Genomic DNA, 15,541 nt, shown 5'->3' with positions numbered 1-15,541 from the left:
ATTGTCACTGCGGCGAAATAAAATGCGGTGATTATCATCCATACTCCGGATCTGACCATAGTCTGAAAATAAAAGTTCATACCCATTGGGGATGGTGGGGGTGGATTGCAAGACGGGGGTTTGCGCAAACGCGCCATTAGAAATAATAAATAACCCGAGGACAAATTGTAAAGCCTTTTTTTTCATAAAATAATATTTAGTGATTTTTTGAAAACAATAGAGATCCATATCAGCTAAAAAATGGCTGATGAGTTGTCAATCGTAACAATGGAGTGACATCTGAACTAATTCGGGTTACTGAGCAACTACGACTTTCTTTGTAAATGTTTCACGATCTGTTCTAATGATCATATTATACATACCATTTTTTAAAGAAAGATTCAGCGACTCTTTAATAAAAAAGATGTTGCTGTACTTTTTTGAATATACATGATGGCCATACAAATCATACAGATCAACCAATGCATTCTTCTCCTGACCTTTAAAGAAGAGTTCTACATTAATATTTCCTTTTGAAGGGTTTGGGTACAGGTTAAATGCATATGCGTTAGTAATCTGTGGGTTGGCAGCTTCCGGAACATATTTTGAAATATCAAATTTTTTCTCCTTAAGAAGAGGTAAGCGTTGAATTGTTTTTTTCATTTCAGATGCATCGCCAGGACGAGAAACATCCTGGCGGCTATTTATCCCACATGGAGACTGGTTGATCTCGGCTACAAAGGAAGCGCCCGTTTCAACCTCAAAACCGTCGTTAAACTCAACCTTATTACCAGCCTGAAAGGTAAAATCAGCACCATTTTTTACTGTTACGCTTCCATTTGTAACAAAAGTTGTTTGGGAAGTTAATGTAATAGCATTTTGTGGCTGATAAATGCTAGCTGGGTAAAGTTCCGCTTTACGGGAGTCCAGCGCATTGCCATCTATAGTTATTTGTGGATGGCAGGTGATCTGTAATCCGCCTATACCCTGTAGATCAACCCATCCAAGATTTTGTGGGTTCAACGTATTTTTAACAGACTGTCTTGTATAAACATTCGCAAATTTTCCAAAGTAACTTATCCCTACATCAATCAAAGGATTACAATGATGACTAGGCGCACTGGCCGATAATTGTCCAATTAATCTGTTTTCACCGGCAAATCCTGATTGACCTGTAAATAACCCGCCTCCTGACGAGCCATCCTCAATTACTCCATAATTGTATTGGGTTATTTTATACTTGGTGCCAACTCCAGGTATTTCCGTATATGTACAAATAACCTGGGTTGACCATTTTCGTTTCCATATCCAGCCAAGCAAAACATCAATAACTTTTGTAACTGTAACACAGGTCGCTTTAAGAGGAGTAGTTGATGGTAACATATGATCTTTAGCCGAAACCTTTTTTATACTTCCAGCAGGATGATGGAAAATTGAGAACTGCCCGTTGGCATTTATTCCTAATTCGTTGGGATACCAGCCTGCATAATAAACGTTGAAATAAGGCGGAATAGGATCACCGAGGATTTCACACAAGGCAAAATCACCTTCCAAACATGCTACTTTTTCAACTAATCGGGCCTTTCTCTTTATTGTATATAATTGCCCGTCGTAATTCTTTTCAAAAACCAGGCTTTGACCATCAGGACTTTGATAATTAAAAACAAGCGTTATCGATGAGTTATCAAAATCAAATTCACTCCCACCACATTCATTGCCCGATTTAAAACAATGCCAGGCTGAAATAAAATATTGCCCCACATCAGCTTGATTTTTGGTAGCACGGTTTACCAGCGTACCACTACAAAGGCCAGTTCCTGTGCTAAATTTGAAAACTGCCCGCTTCAGATCGTCTCTGAAGTCTGAGAATTCATTTACATTGACATGGCAGCTTTGTACAGGAACCCTTGAGGGGTCCACAAACTGTCCATATCCTGCAACCGCGCATAATGAAAGGCAAATTGCAGGAAGTATATTTTTTATCATTGTTTGCATGTTTAATGGTTGCCTTCCGGTATATCTTTTAGAAAATATAAATGGAACTAAAAAACTGGTTTTTGTAAGCGTACAGAGCCGGCAAATTAGATTCGGGGCCGGTAATTGTAAATATCAAAAGCTTACTATTCCAGTAGAAATACCGGGTGAACGTAAAATAATAGTCACCATCCCCACTTAAGTTTTGGTGTCTTATGGTCAATGCCCGTCCACGAATAGAACAGGCAATATAATCCGACTGCTCATATCCTTCAATAGTTCCCTGGGTGGTTGACTGAAATACCTCAGCATACATATCCAACATCTTTGCAATACTATCTACATAACAGGGATCGCTTGCAAATGCAACACTAGCTCTACTACCAAACAGTTCTTCCAGTTCCTGATTTCCACTTATAGAAGCACTATCAATAAATTCAACGTGATACGAAATATTGCTGGAATCATTTGCAGCGTACATGTATGATAAAAGGTTCAACGTATCCATCCCATTTGGTGTACCGGGCATTCCAAAAGCAAAATTACCCCGTGTACTATTTGTAACATTCCATGAGGGTTGTGCATATGAACTGGTTGCTATAAGTAGCAACACAGTCCAGACACAGATAATTTTTTTCATGAGATAATTCTTTTATTATTTGGAATTATTTTTTTTCAATCGTTCGATCTCCTTTTGCTGTTCTTCCAGTTTTTTATTCATCTCAATGATATAGAGAGATAATTCCTCCACCTTTTCCAGCAACTTCACATTCATATCACCCAACTCAATACCGCCTTCTTTCTTTACTTCTTCAGCTGATGGAATACCAGGCAGGTGTTTGTTTTGATTGATGTATTGTTCCAGGTTAGAAAGAGATCTTAACTGATAAGCAGAATCAAAAACGTAATCTGGGAAATTAGGATCCACGGTAACTTTTATACCACGTGCTCCGATTCTACCGTCAACAGCCAGCTTGCAATTACCTATATTAGCTGTGCCTATACCAACCTGGCCGTTTCCTTTTACTATAAAGGCTATACTTCCGTTACCCTGATCAAGAGTTTTCAGGTAATAGCTGTTATCGGCATTGTTCGGAGTATAAAAAGAATTAGTCTGTAACAATAAACCATTTTGTGGAATTTCGCCGTTGGGGTTAAAAAAATTTACGTCCAGCTTGGCGCCAGGGTTCGTTGTTCCAATACCTACCTTTCCATTATTCATTCCATTAACAGCGAAGGTGGGATTGCCATCATTTCCTATGGTTAAAATACCAGTACTCGACCATAAATAAGGATGTGGAGTTAGCGCACCTACCCCAATGTTCATATACCCTAAAGCATTTGAAACAGTAAAAAATGAATTTACTGAACTGGTACTCTGAAAATGAGCTAAAGCATTACTAGTACCTGAAACAACAGTAAGCGGGTACGTGGGGGTCGATGTTCCTATACCTACACTACCCATTCTCCATGTATCACCAGTAGTTGAATTACCATTCCAAGGTTGCGCAAACGCGCCATTACAAATAATAATTAAGACAATTGCAAATTGTAAAGCCTGTTTCTTCATAAATGAATATTTAGTGGTTTTTTAAAACAAAATAATCCTGATCGGCTAAAAATACCCGATGAGTTGCCAAATCGTTATGTAGGAGTGCTATCTGAACTAATTCAATTACGGCTGAAAGGAAGCTGCCTTTAAATTAATAATAACAAAATAGAAATAGGGTTGCTACAACTAAAAGGAATAGCTGCTTTTCTGATATCAGGCCTAATTAGCCAGGCAAATATATTTAGAAAAGCAACTTGTAGCTGGAAATCTTGGGCAATAGGCGTGAAGAAATAATTTATAATCGTATAATGATGAATGAAATATTGCTTTTACCCCATCACAATCGCATACCCACGCTGGTCTTTGGAGTGACTTCCTACTATAGTATAAGTCCCATTGGCGTGAATAAATGTTTTTAACCAGGGCGGGCAGGTTTTCTGCTGTTCAATGATCTGTTTGAACAAAAACGTAGCGCCTTCGCAATAGATCCATTCCCTTGCTTTTTCATTATCCTCGGTGATGGAATATTCCGGAAAAGAACTGAGCACCGAACGCACTTCATTGGCGCTTCTTTCATCGCCGGCCAGGTAAAAGGTGGGTGTGCCCTGGTATTTGATAGATAACTCCTTGTGTTCCCTGCTTACAAATGTTACCGCTGCCCGTAGATAAATGACAGCTTCGAGTAACCCTGTATACAACCAGGCCAGTTCGCCATGAAAATGTTTTTGTACAAACTGCACCATGGCTTTATAAAACTGTTTTACATACTTGTTGTCTTTACGGGTGCTTTCTCCCTTGAAATGTATAATGGTGCAATCAGGAAAGTAGTAATTGTGCATCCCCGCTTGTTGCAGGCGGTAGCTAAGATCAATGTCCTCGCCATACATGAAGAACTGTTCATCAAAACCACCCGTTTCATCGAGCAGGGATTTTCGAACCATCATATAAGCGCCGGACAAAATATCTACTTTATTTACCTCCTGGTTGCTCAAATGCCCCATATAGTACCGCGCAAATAATTTGGAGGAAGGGAACGTGCGGGTCAACCCACTCATTTTACAAAACGATACCCACATGGAAGGGAACCCACGCTTCGATTCTTTCAGGTATTGTCCCGTACCATCTATCATTTGCACCCCCAGTGCGCCCGCATCGGCCGTGGTTTCCATAAACGCCACACAACTCGTAAAAGCATCTTCAGGTAAAATGGTATCGGGGTTCAGGAACAGGACGTATTTTCCTTTGGCCTTTTGCAACCCCTGGTTATTGGCCTTTGAAAAACCCTGGTTAACCGAATTCTTTATAAACTGTACAAAGGGAAACATTGGTTGCAGGTACTCGATGCTGCCGTCTTTTGAGTTGTTGTCTACCACCCAAACTTCCACATTCTTTTCTCCCGTTGCCACGCTCATTTGCCCAATAGCCTTCCTCACCGAGCATAAACACTGCTCCAGGAAGTATTTCACGTTGTAATTAACAATTATGACCGACAGCAACATAATTCTGCAAGATACAAGGTTAAGGCACAAGCGACAAGACAGAAAACACAAGAAGTTTAAACCTTGAGATGGCCGAATTTATTTAGCCCTCCCGGTAAGAGGGCTTGTCCCCTGGTTCCTGAGCCTTGAAAACCTGCTTTCGTTTATCTTTGCGCCATGTTAAAAGAAACTTTAATAAATGCCACCGAGGCAGGCGCCAAAGTAATGCAGCATTACTTCAACTCAAAAAACCTGCTGATCAGCAATAAGGAAGGAATTAACAACCTGGTGACCGAAGCTGACCACGCTTCTGAAAAAGCCATCATTGAAACCATTAAAGAACAGTTTCCCGACCATTTTATCTTAAGTGAAGAAGCAGGCGAAATTAAAATGGACAATGAGTATAAATGGATCATCGACCCTATTGATGGTACCGTAAATTATGCCCATGGCATTCCCATTTGCTGCGTTTCCATTGGGCTGGAACACAACGGGACCATGATTATGGGCGCGGTATTGAACCCATTCATTAAAGAATATTATTTCGCCGAGAAAGGAAAAGGCGCTACGCTCAATGGTGAGCCTATTCATGTAAGCATGGAAACTGATGTAATGAGATCATGCCTGGTAACCGGCTTCCCCTATACTTATATCAACAACACCAACGGTCCGCTCGAAGCATTTTCGCGCTTCATCAGAGCCGGGGTGCCTGTACGCCGGCTTGGTTCTGCCGCTATGGACCTTTGCTGGGTAGCTGCCGGTCGTTTTGACGGGTTTTACGAACATAAATTACAGGCCTGGGACAGCGCCGCCGGATTTTTGATGGTGGAAGAAGCCGGTGGTAAAGTAACCGATTTCGAAGGCAAACCTTATTCGCCCTATCAGCCCCATATCGCCGCTACCAATGGTAAAATACACGACGATTTGTTAAAATGGGTGAATGACAAGGCCTAAACAGCCGTAATCGCATACCTGCCGAATAATTTGATAACTTTATTGGTCCTTTTCATCCCGCGCGCTGAAAAGCGCGGGAATGGCTATTTATTTTAAAAGAACATTATATCAGCACCATGAGCGAAAGCAGAACAGAAATTAGTTCCCTGGGTGAATTTGGCTTAATAGAACATCTTACCAAAAATATAGAACTGCAAAACGCCTCCTCCATCGTGGGTGTGGGCGACGATGCGGCCATTATTGACCATTTCGGCAAACAAACCGTAATTACCACCGATCTGCTGGTGGAGGGTATTCACTTCGACCTTATGTACACTCCGCTGAAGCATCTGGGGTATAAAAGCGTGGTGGTGAACCTGAGCGACATCTACGCTATGAATGCCGCGCCCACGCAAATAACAGTGAGCATTGCCTTCAGCAACCGCTTTAGTGTGGAAGCGCTCAGTGAGTTTTATGAAGGTATTTATGCGGCCTGCGAAAAATACGGGGTCGATCTGGTGGGTGGCGATACCAGTTCTTCCCAAAAAGGTTTTGTGATCTCGGTTACCGCCATTGGCGAGGTAGCCCCGGGTAAATATGTCAGAAGGGATACGGCCAAAAAAGGCGACCTGATCTGCTGCAGTGGCGACCTGGGCGCCGCCTACGTTGGATTGCTGTTCCTGGAACGCGAAAAACAAATTTACCTCGAATCTCCGCAGGTACAGCCCGATCTGGAAGGCGAAAGCTATGTAATTGGCCGCCTGTTAAAACCCGAAGCCCGCAAAGATATTATAGAATTCCTTGAAATACAGAACATTGTACCCACATCCATGATGGATATAAGCGATGGGTTAAGTTCCGAAATACTGCACATTTGCGAACAAAGCCGGCTGGGATGCGTATTGTATGAGGAAAAATTGCCCGTTGCCGAGGAAATGCGCAAAGCAGCCTTTAAATTTGAAATAGACCCTACCGCCTGTGCGTTAAGTGGTGGCGAAGATTATGAATTACTGTTCACTATGTCACAATCTGATTACGAAAAGATCGTTTTAAATGAACAGATCAGCGTCATTGGTTACATGACCGATGCAGATGAAGGAATGAAAATCAATACCAGGGGTGGACAGGTTCACCCCATAACAGCACAGGGATGGAACGCCTTTAAAAAATAAACCAGTGATAGCATGATGCAGAAGTTAGCCTACGTTTGTCTTGTTTTATGTATTTCAGGCCTTTTCGGCTGCTCTGCATCACGCCAAACTTTTGATCCTCAGCATAAGTATCCCAAAAAGCAATTACAGAAGGATTATACCGTTTTTCGCAAGGTCTTGGAAGAATCGCATCCCAGCCTGTATTGGTTCACCCCAAAAGACAGCATGGATTACTTTTTCGATGATGGATTCCGCCATATCAACGATTCCATGACTGAATTGCAGTTTCGCAATGTACTTTCTTATGTTGTCAGCAAGATCCATTGCGGGCACACAGCGGTAAAATATTCCAAACAATACAGTAAGTACATCGATACGGCTAAACTAAAGATGTTCCCCCTGAGCTTTAAGGTGTGGAGCGATTCCATGGTCATTACGGCCAATATCAACAGAAAGGATTCCATTCTGAAGTATGGTACCATTGTTACCGCCATCGATGGGTACAGCGCCCGGCAGCTCACCGATACATTCATGAACTATGTTTCCGGCGATGGCAACAGCATAAGCGGTAAATACCAAAGCCTCAGCAACAGCGGCGCCTTTGGAAGCCTGTACCGGAATGTAATGGGAATGAAGGACCAGGTTGCCGTAACGTATATCGATAGCACAGGGGCTCAGCAAACGCTCAACGTGCCCGTGTTCGACCCCTCGGTGAAAGACACTACTCAAAAAGCGCCCGATGGTAATAAACCTGGCTCTAAACAGCCCAAAGAGAACCATCATCTTCAGTTCGCTTCGCGGTATGTGCAAATAGATACTACACTGTCTTCGGCTTACATGACGCTGCACACATTTGCAAGAGGTAATAAATTACGGTCTTTTTACCGCCAGGTTTTCCGTGAGCTGGACCGTCGCAACATTCAACACCTGGTGGTGGATGTACGCACCAATGGCGGGGGCGATGCAGGTCTTTCCACCCTGTTAACCCGTTATCTGGCCGACAAGAAATTCAAACTCGCTGATTCTTTATACGCCGTTCGCCGCAGCAGCAAATATCACAAATACATTTCCTGGCAACCATTTTACTGGTCGCTGTCGAAGTTTGTAACACATAAAGAAAAGGATGGCAATTATCACTTCGGTTATTTTGAACGCCATTACTTCCACCCAAAGAAAAAGCATCACTACGATGGAGATATTTACCTGGTAACGGGTGGTAATTCTTTTTCGGCCACTACCTTGTTTGTAAAAGCCCTGCAGGGCCAGCCGAATGTAAAAGTAATTGGGGAAGAAACGGGAGGCGGCGCCTATGGCAATACCGCCTGGATGATCCCCGATGTTACATTGCCTAATACCAGGGTGCGTTTCAGACTGCCTAAGTTCAGACTGGTGATGGATAAAAACCTCGTAAAAGAAGGCCGCGGTATTATACCTGATATTCAGGTGTCGCCTACCCGGGAAACTATTCGCCGCGGCATCGATCCCAAAGCAGCCGTTATCCGCGGAATAATACTGCACAAGATTGGCGTTGCTCAGCAATAAACGCGTTGCAGTTCCAGGGCATCATCAAACACCACAAAATCGGCGCGGTAGCCGGGTTCTATTTTACCCAGCATTTTATCGGCTATTAACCGGGCGGGATAAGCCGACGCCATGCGCAAAGATTCTTCGAGCGAAATACCAACATGGTTAACCGCATTCTTTACACACTGCAGCATGGTCAGGGCTGAACCTGACAAGGTACCATCGGGCAATGCATAACGATCGCCGCGGAACAGGTGCTGGTATTCGCCGTGGGTGGTTTCGGCCACCGCATCGGTAATAAAGAACAGGCGTTGTTTTAATACTTTTTTGGCAATATGTACCGCTGCATAATCCACATGAACCCCATCACAGACAATACTACTCATAGCCGTTGGGTGATTCATAATAGCGCCCACCACACCCGGCTCGCGGTGTTGCAAGGGCGACATGGCATTGAATAAATGTGTGGCGGCCGGTATGCCTTTATTAAACGCTTCCAATGCCTGTTTGTAAGTGGCATTGGTATGCCCTACTGAAAGAATGATATTGTGTTGCTGTAATAGTTTTATAATAGCATCATCACATTGCTCGGGCGCCAGGGTCATCATTTTAAAAATATCCTTACCCTTCTCCAGCAGCATGGTCACTTCCTGAATAGTTGGCTTTTTTACACAGGCTTGCAGGTGTGCGCCTCTTTTTACCGGGTTGATATAGGGCCCTTCCAAATGCAAACCCAGTAATCCTTTGCCACCCTGTTCCCAATAAGCGCGCACCACTTCAAACCCTTGCAGGAATTTTTCAATGGTATTGGTGGCCATGGTGATCATAAAGTGCGCGCAACCGCCCATTAAACAATATTCATACGTAGCTTTCAACGACTCCACCGTTAGGTCCTGGGAGAACAGTTTGCCATTACCCCCGTAGATCTGCATATCGATAAACGCCGGCGCCAGGGTAAATCCTTTCAGGTCTTCGGTGCGAAATTGAGAAGGAATGGCATTCGCATTTACCACGCCAACAATAACTTCATTATCCGTTAAAACTGCTTTGTTCTCTTCTATCTTTTCTCCGGTGAATATTTTTCCGTTGATGTATGCTACTGACATGTTTATTGTTTCAAAAGGTTGGGTGATGTATACTAGGCTATAATGAACCGGTCGGCGTCTTTTAAGAATGGTAATTTATTCCGTACTTCCTCCAGGGAATCTTTTTGCAGGGTGATGGTGAAAACATCTTCATCATGCGCCCTGGTGTACAGAGGAGCGCCCATGGCATCCACCACCATAGTATCCCCACTATAGTAATGGCCCATTCCATCGGTTCCTACGCGGTTCACGCCTACTACATAACACTGATTCTCTATCGCTCTTGCCTGCAGCAATGTTTTCCAGGCGTGGTTTCGTCTTTCGGGCCAGTTGGCCACATACACCAGCACATCGTATTCAGGCGCAGTATCAGTTATGGATGAACCAGCCTCTTCGGGCGGCGGCATGGGCAGATCGCGTGCTTCCATTTCCGAAGCAACCAGGTCGGCCAGCGAGCTGGCGGCAGGTTTTTGCCTGGCCCATACCGGGAAACGCAGATCGTAACACACCTGCAGGTTGATCTTCCAGCCTTTTACAGATGCAATTAATCGTTTATTACCTTGTGTGTAATGCTGGTCTTCGTCGCCATAGGCAAACAGGTGCCGCTTATCGTAATAACCGTATTGTCCGTTAGGCAACATCCATATCAGGCGGTTGTAATAATTTCCTTCCTCTTCAATAATCAAACTACCGGTGATAATGATCTTTCTTTCTGCCGATAGTTTCTTCATCCAGCTCACGGCGGGCCCATCCATTTTTTCAGCCAGCTTTTCTACATTCATACTAAAACCGGTGCTGAACATTTCGGGCAGAATTACCACTTCGGTTCGCTGCTGCAATCCCCTGATCTTTTCTTCGAATTGTTGCAGGTTGGCGGTTTTATCTTCCCACTGCAAATTGCTTTGTATGGTGGTGATTGTTAGTGTTGACATGATTAGAATTAGTACGCAAAGGTAATTGTATTTTTTATGAGTATTTTTAAACAACCATGAGCGATAATATAACCATCATCCGGCAGGCGACAGCAAAAGATGTACCCGCACTGGCCACATTGATGAATGAACTGGGGTACCCCACCACGGTGGCAGAAATGCAGCAACGTTTTGAACTGTTACAATCAAATGCCGATTATCTTACCTGGGTGGCTGTTTGTAATAACCAGGTAGCCGGGATGATCGGCCTTGTACGGAATATCTATTATGAAAAAAACGGCCTGTACATCCGCGTGGGCGCCCTGGTGGTGGATACCGCATTCCGTAAAATGGGTTTGGGCAAAGCTTTACTGCAAAAGGCAACAGACTGGGCCATAGAATGTGGCATTACGCAGATCTATTTAACCAGCGGCAACCGCGAAGAAAGGATCGACGCCCATGCTTTTTATAAACACCTGGGGTTTGAACCCCGCTCGACCGGTTTTGTAAAAACCCTACAACCCTGATTGTACTCATACTACATACTTTAAAATACAATCCCTACAGTTATTTTTGCAACTATGAGAACCGCTACCGTTCATGAACTAAAACAGGAATTATTGAACATGCCTGCCGCAGAGTTAACAGAACTTTGTTTGCGGCTGGCAAAATATAAAAAGGAAAATAAGGAGTTATTAACGTACCTGTTGTTTGAAGCGCACAATGAACAGGGCTTTGTACAATCAGTTAAAAAAGAAATAGATGAGGAGTTTGCGCAGATCAACCACAACAACCTGTATTACGTAAAGAAAACGTTGCGCAAGATCCTGCGCATCATTAACAAACACATCAGGTATACCGGTTCCTCCCAGGTAACCGTTGAATTGCTGATCTATTTTCTTCAGTCAATAAAAGATGCAGGTATTCCCATACAGAAAAATCCCATCATTGCCAACCTGTACAAAGGCCAGTTGGAGAAGATCAATAAAACTTTACTAAGCCTGCACGAAGACTTACAATACGATTATTCCAGATCAATAGTTGCTTTGGAGTTGTAAATGCTTGCTATAGTTTATTATATGGAAAACCAAATCAGTTGGCATCTCGTATATATACATACATTCACTAACCCTTAACAAAATCTTGATTTTATACATACAACTTATCGCGGCTTTGCGTTATCTTATATAGTAACAGTCGTAGTTGTTTGTTCAGGACATGCCAACAGAGTGGTTCGTAATTTGTATAATAAATTATGTAATGCTAATACAATGAACATTTCAATACGGCCTGAGCAACCGGCCGACATAGAAGACATTTATGAGCTCAACACGTTAGTGTTTGAGCAGGAGAATGAAGCCAGATTAGTTGATCAAGTGCGCCAGGGATCACATTTCATTCCTGAGTTATCACTAGTGGCTTATTCAGATGAGAATTTAATCGGATATATTTTATTTTCCGAGATCACTATCACAAACGGCGACTTCCATTATCAAAGTTTGGGTTTAACATCAATGGTAGTACATCCAACTCATCAAAAACAAGGAATTGGGGCTAAATTGATCACAAACGGTTTACAAAAAGCTGCCGATCTGGGTTACACCGCTGTGTTTGTTTTTGGTCATGAATTCTATTTTCCAAAATTTGGATTTCTTCCCGCCGCCCGTTGGCATATCAAACCACCATTTGAAGTGCCGGCAGAAGTTTTTATGGCGTTGGAATTAATCCCCAATGCGCTTTCAAACGTATCGGGGATTGTAGAATTCCCTATTGAGTTTTCCGTTATGTAAAATTCTTTCTTACAATTTATAGAGGACCGCTAACCCATGCGATTGTCCGGTAAACGGTAAAATGGTAAGATTAGGATTTTTGATCCACTTTGTTTTGTGCAGGCGAGGCACCAATAAACCAGTCAATGTGCCTTGCACAGTCCCCAGCAAAATATCTGAAGGAAAATGCAGTCCACCGCGATGCCGCATATAGGCTGTATAGCCGGTAGCAGCTGCTGCCACGCTATAAAATACCCATTTGGCTTTTGATTCAGGATGATAGTCTGCCCACACCTGCGCAAAAAAGAAGGTAGAGGTAGCTACCAATGCTACGTGCCCGGCATAAAATGAATTCTTGCCGCCGCCCCGGGTACGATAATCCAATGGCGTTTCTTCACTATATACATAAGGCCGGTACCTGTTAGTAAGATAGCTGGATCCGGTATATAGTATGCCGGTTACCGACATCGCTTCCAGGTACAGGAATGATAGCTTATAAAAATCCTTTCTCATTCGTTTATCGAACAAAAAAGCCACCGGCATGGGCATCGATGCATAGAAAGGTATATAGCTAAGCTGATCTACTTTTTTGTTATACGGCCGTATGCCCCAGCGATCAAACCCGTTTACATTGCTCCTATCCAACCCTGATATAGTTTCAGGATCAGATGGATCTTTATTATAAATTTTTGAGAAGGCGTATAACGACCAGCCAGTGCCTATAGCCGTTACCGGTATATCGACGCCCAGGTTTAATTTGTATACTTCCCTTGGTTTTTCTTTTTTGTCCGGCTGTTGAATGGGTAATGTATCACGAGTTAGACTTGCAGAATCGTTCTGGGCAAAGACTGTTGCGGATACTAAAAGGACAACCGGAACAACTAGAAATAATTTCTTCATAGCTATCCTTTTATGTAGATAATATATAACTGTACTATTACAGATTTGCAATGTTTATGCCATGGGACCGGGTGGGGAATGCACATAAAAAAGTCCTCCCAACGTGTCGGGAGGACTTGTATCTTATATCTTATTAGAATACTATTTTTTCTCTTTAGCCGATGATAATGAATGCACCAGTTCAGCCACCAGCGCCGTCCACCCGGTTTGGTGACTGGCGCCCAGGCCGGCACCGGTTTCGCCATGAAAATATTCATAGAACAAAACGAGATCAGCGTTTTCTGAGCGTTGATAGAACCAGCTGTAGGCGCCATGTGCGGGCCGTTTGCCATGCTGGTTGGGTTGAAACAACGTGATCAACCGGCGCGTTAATTCTTCTGCTACCTGTACCAGGTTCATCTTATTGCCGCTACCAATCGGGCATTCTACTTCCAACTCATCTCCATAAAATTCACCGAAGTGGCGTATAGACTGAATGATGATATAATTAATAGGCATCCACAACGGACCCCTCCAGTTTGAATTACCACCAAACATATCAGAGGTAGAATCGCCCGGTTCATACTGTAACTTGTATTCAATACCGCGAATGGTCACCGAGAACGGATGGGTTTCATGGTATTTCGATAAAGCGCGTATACCCCAGGGCGCGAGGAACTGTGTTTCATCTAACAACCGCTGTAATAAGAACACCACTCTTTCTTTTGGCACCAGTGATAACAACGTGCTTTTGCCATCATGCCGCTCTTCATTGGGCCAGAACTTATTATTTTTCTTCCGGTATTCTTCGAACCAGGTGATGCGTTTATCGAAATCACTGAGTTTATCGAGCACCCGTTTTTCTATTGTTGATACGGCGAAAAGCGACGTAAGCCCTACTATTGAGAAGATGCGTAAATGCAGGGGTTCTGAACCGGCAATAGACAAGGTATCATAAAAGAATTTGTCTTCCTGGTTCCACATACCCTGTTCATTCAACGCTTCGGCAATCAATACAAAGTGCTCAAAGAATTTGGTGGCGGTGTCTTCAAATGAATCATCGTGCATGGCAATTTCCAATGCCATGTCCATCATATTCAAAGCATACATCCCCATCCAGCTGGTGCCATCGGCCTGCTCCAGTTCCATATCACCATGCACCAGGTGACTGCGGTTAAACACCCCGATGTTATCCAAACCAAGGAAGCCACCCTGGAACATGTTGTTACCATTGGAGTCTTTCCGGTTTATCCACCAGGTGAAATTGATGATGAGCTTTTGAAATATGCGTTTCAGGAAAGGGATGTCTCCCTTACCGGTTTGTTTTTTTTCAATGCGGTACACTTCCAGTGCCGCCCACGCCTGTACCGGTGGGTTCACATCACTGAAGTTCCATTCGTAAGCCGGCAGTTGCCCATCGGGTTTCATATACCATTCCCGCATAATGAGGGTAAGCTGGTGCTTGGCAAAAACCGGGTCAACCATAGCCATTGGTATACACTGAAAAGCCAGGTCCCAGGCTGCATACCAGGGGTATTCCCATTTATCGGGCATACAAATAATATCCTGGTTCTTGAGGTGTTTCCAGTCGTGGTTGCGGCCCGTTAACCGGCCAGGAGTGGGCGGGTTGAGCCCGTCACCGGTGGTGAGCCATTTTTCTACATCGAAGTGATAATACTGTTTGCTCCATAATAACCCGGCCAGCGCCCGGCGTTGAATTTTTGCAAGTCCGCTATTGGATGAATTATTCAACACCTTAGCATAAAATTCATCCGCTTCCTGTTTGCGCAGGGTAAATACATCCTCAAAGCCAGGCGCAAAAGGATTGTCTATAGCCTTGCTGCTAAGCCGCAAATGAATTGTTTCGGAGCGGCCGCCCTGGATCCGTAATTTATATACGGGTGCAAACTTGGTCCCTGATTTCTTTTGGCGCAAGGCCTCTGCATTCTCGCCTTTTATAATAGCGCCATGAAATGCATCTTTGGTGAATGGCGATAAATTGGGTTTGCCATTTACCTTTTCAAAGTTGGTTTCGTTCTCGGTAAAGAGAACAGTATTTGGCGTTTGATAATATAAATAATAAGTACCAAGCCGGTGATGGGTTGCTTTTACCGAGGTCTTATCCCGCCAGGAGATTGAGGGCTTTTTCTTCGAGGAGTCGTGACTCCAGCGATTGTAAAACCATAGGGTAGGCAGCAGCGTTATTTCGGCCGATTTGGTATGATGGTTATGAATATTGATCCTGATGGAAATATCCTTCGAGTTGTGTTTGGCGTAGGTTACATTAACATCAAAATATTCATTGT

At 43.5% G+C, this 15,541-nt stretch carries 15 protein-coding genes; 6 read left to right on the top strand and 9 right to left on the bottom strand.

The window, feature by feature from the left end:
* The 5 genes from ACJ751_RS05930 to ACJ751_RS05910 form a co-directional block, all read right to left on the bottom strand.
* Window positions 1–186: hypothetical protein (locus tag ACJ751_RS05930; protein ID WP_407744459.1), on the bottom strand; the 186-nt coding region annotated here is incomplete at its 3' end.
* A gap of 108 nt (window positions 187–294) precedes the next feature.
* Entirely contained in the window at window positions 295–1,974 is a 1,680-nt protein-coding gene (locus ACJ751_RS05925) for a T9SS type A sorting domain-containing protein (RefSeq protein WP_407744458.1), read from the bottom strand.
* Between the two features lie 28 nt (window positions 1,975–2,002).
* Window positions 2,003–2,593, bottom strand: coding sequence for a hypothetical protein (locus ACJ751_RS05920; protein WP_407744457.1), 591 nt, complete (start codon window positions 2,591–2,593; stop codon window positions 2,003–2,005).
* A gap of 15 nt (window positions 2,594–2,608) precedes the next feature.
* Window positions 2,609–3,523 (bottom strand): hypothetical protein, encoded by a 915-nt coding sequence (locus tag ACJ751_RS05915; RefSeq protein WP_407744456.1) that lies wholly within the window; start codon window positions 3,521–3,523, stop codon window positions 2,609–2,611.
* A 311-nt stretch (window positions 3,524–3,834) separates the two neighbouring features.
* A complete protein-coding gene (locus tag ACJ751_RS05910; RefSeq protein WP_407744455.1) occupies window positions 3,835–5,004 on the bottom strand; it encodes a glycosyltransferase family 2 protein in 1,170 nt (389 codons plus the stop codon).
* Between the two features lie 156 nt (window positions 5,005–5,160).
* Here ACJ751_RS05910 and ACJ751_RS05905 point away from each other — a divergent pair, with 156 nt between their 5' ends.
* The 3 genes from ACJ751_RS05905 (at window position 5,161) to ACJ751_RS05895 (ending at window position 8,609) form a co-directional block, all read left to right on the top strand.
* Entirely contained in the window at window positions 5,161–5,937 is a 777-nt protein-coding gene (locus ACJ751_RS05905; protein WP_407744454.1) for an inositol monophosphatase family protein, read from the top strand.
* 116 nt (window positions 5,938–6,053) lie between these two features.
* Window positions 6,054–7,088 (top strand): thiamine-phosphate kinase, encoded by a 1,035-nt coding sequence (thiL, locus tag ACJ751_RS05900; RefSeq protein WP_407744453.1) that lies wholly within the window; start codon window positions 6,054–6,056, stop codon window positions 7,086–7,088.
* Between the two features lie 12 nt (window positions 7,089–7,100).
* The gene (locus ACJ751_RS05895) at window positions 7,101–8,609 is read left to right on the top strand and encodes a S41 family peptidase (protein WP_407744452.1); all 1,509 of its coding nucleotides are present in this window, start codon (window positions 7,101–7,103) and stop codon (window positions 8,607–8,609) included.
* Here the strand turns inward: ACJ751_RS05895 and nagA are convergent.
* Together nagA and ACJ751_RS05885 are read right to left on the bottom strand one after the other, a co-directional pair.
* Complete coding sequence (gene nagA, locus ACJ751_RS05890) at window positions 8,600–9,697, bottom strand: N-acetylglucosamine-6-phosphate deacetylase (RefSeq protein WP_407744451.1); 1,098 nt, start codon at window positions 9,695–9,697, stop codon at window positions 8,600–8,602. The genes ACJ751_RS05895 and nagA overlap by 10 nt on opposite strands.
* Before the next feature lie 32 nt (window positions 9,698–9,729).
* Window positions 9,730–10,608 carry a nitrilase family protein gene (locus tag ACJ751_RS05885; protein ID WP_407744450.1) on the bottom strand — a complete coding sequence of 293 codons (879 nt, stop codon included), beginning with the start codon at window positions 10,606–10,608 and terminating at the stop codon, window positions 9,730–9,732.
* A gap of 56 nt (window positions 10,609–10,664) precedes the next feature.
* Between ACJ751_RS05885 and ACJ751_RS05880 the strand changes: the two genes are divergently transcribed.
* The 3 genes from ACJ751_RS05880 (at window position 10,665) to ACJ751_RS05870 (ending at window position 12,377) form a co-directional block, all read left to right on the top strand.
* Complete coding sequence (locus tag ACJ751_RS05880) at window positions 10,665–11,114, top strand: GNAT family N-acetyltransferase (RefSeq protein WP_407744449.1); 450 nt, start codon at window positions 10,665–10,667, stop codon at window positions 11,112–11,114.
* Window positions 11,115–11,168: 54 nt separating this feature from the next.
* Window positions 11,169–11,645, top strand: coding sequence for a hypothetical protein (locus ACJ751_RS05875; protein WP_407744448.1), 477 nt, complete (start codon window positions 11,169–11,171; stop codon window positions 11,643–11,645).
* Window positions 11,646–11,858: 213 nt separating this feature from the next.
* On the top strand, window positions 11,859–12,377 hold the full coding sequence (locus ACJ751_RS05870) for a GNAT family N-acetyltransferase (RefSeq protein ID WP_407744447.1): 519 nt from the start codon (window positions 11,859–11,861) through the stop codon (window positions 12,375–12,377).
* Between the two features lie 9 nt (window positions 12,378–12,386).
* Here ACJ751_RS05870 and ACJ751_RS05865 read toward each other — a convergent pair whose 3' ends face one another.
* Window positions 12,387–13,256, bottom strand: coding sequence for a phosphatase PAP2 family protein (locus ACJ751_RS05865; protein ID WP_407744446.1), 870 nt, complete (start codon window positions 13,254–13,256; stop codon window positions 12,387–12,389).
* A 141-nt stretch (window positions 13,257–13,397) separates the two neighbouring features.
* The coding region (locus ACJ751_RS05860; RefSeq protein WP_407744445.1) for an MGH1-like glycoside hydrolase domain-containing protein at window positions 13,398–15,541 on the bottom strand (2,144 nt) is incomplete at its 5' end.

Source organism: Niastella sp. (assembly GCF_045805085.1).
Classification (GTDB): domain Bacteria; phylum Bacteroidota; class Bacteroidia; order Chitinophagales; family Chitinophagaceae; genus Niastella.
This window is presented reverse-complemented; position numbering and strand designations above follow the sequence as displayed.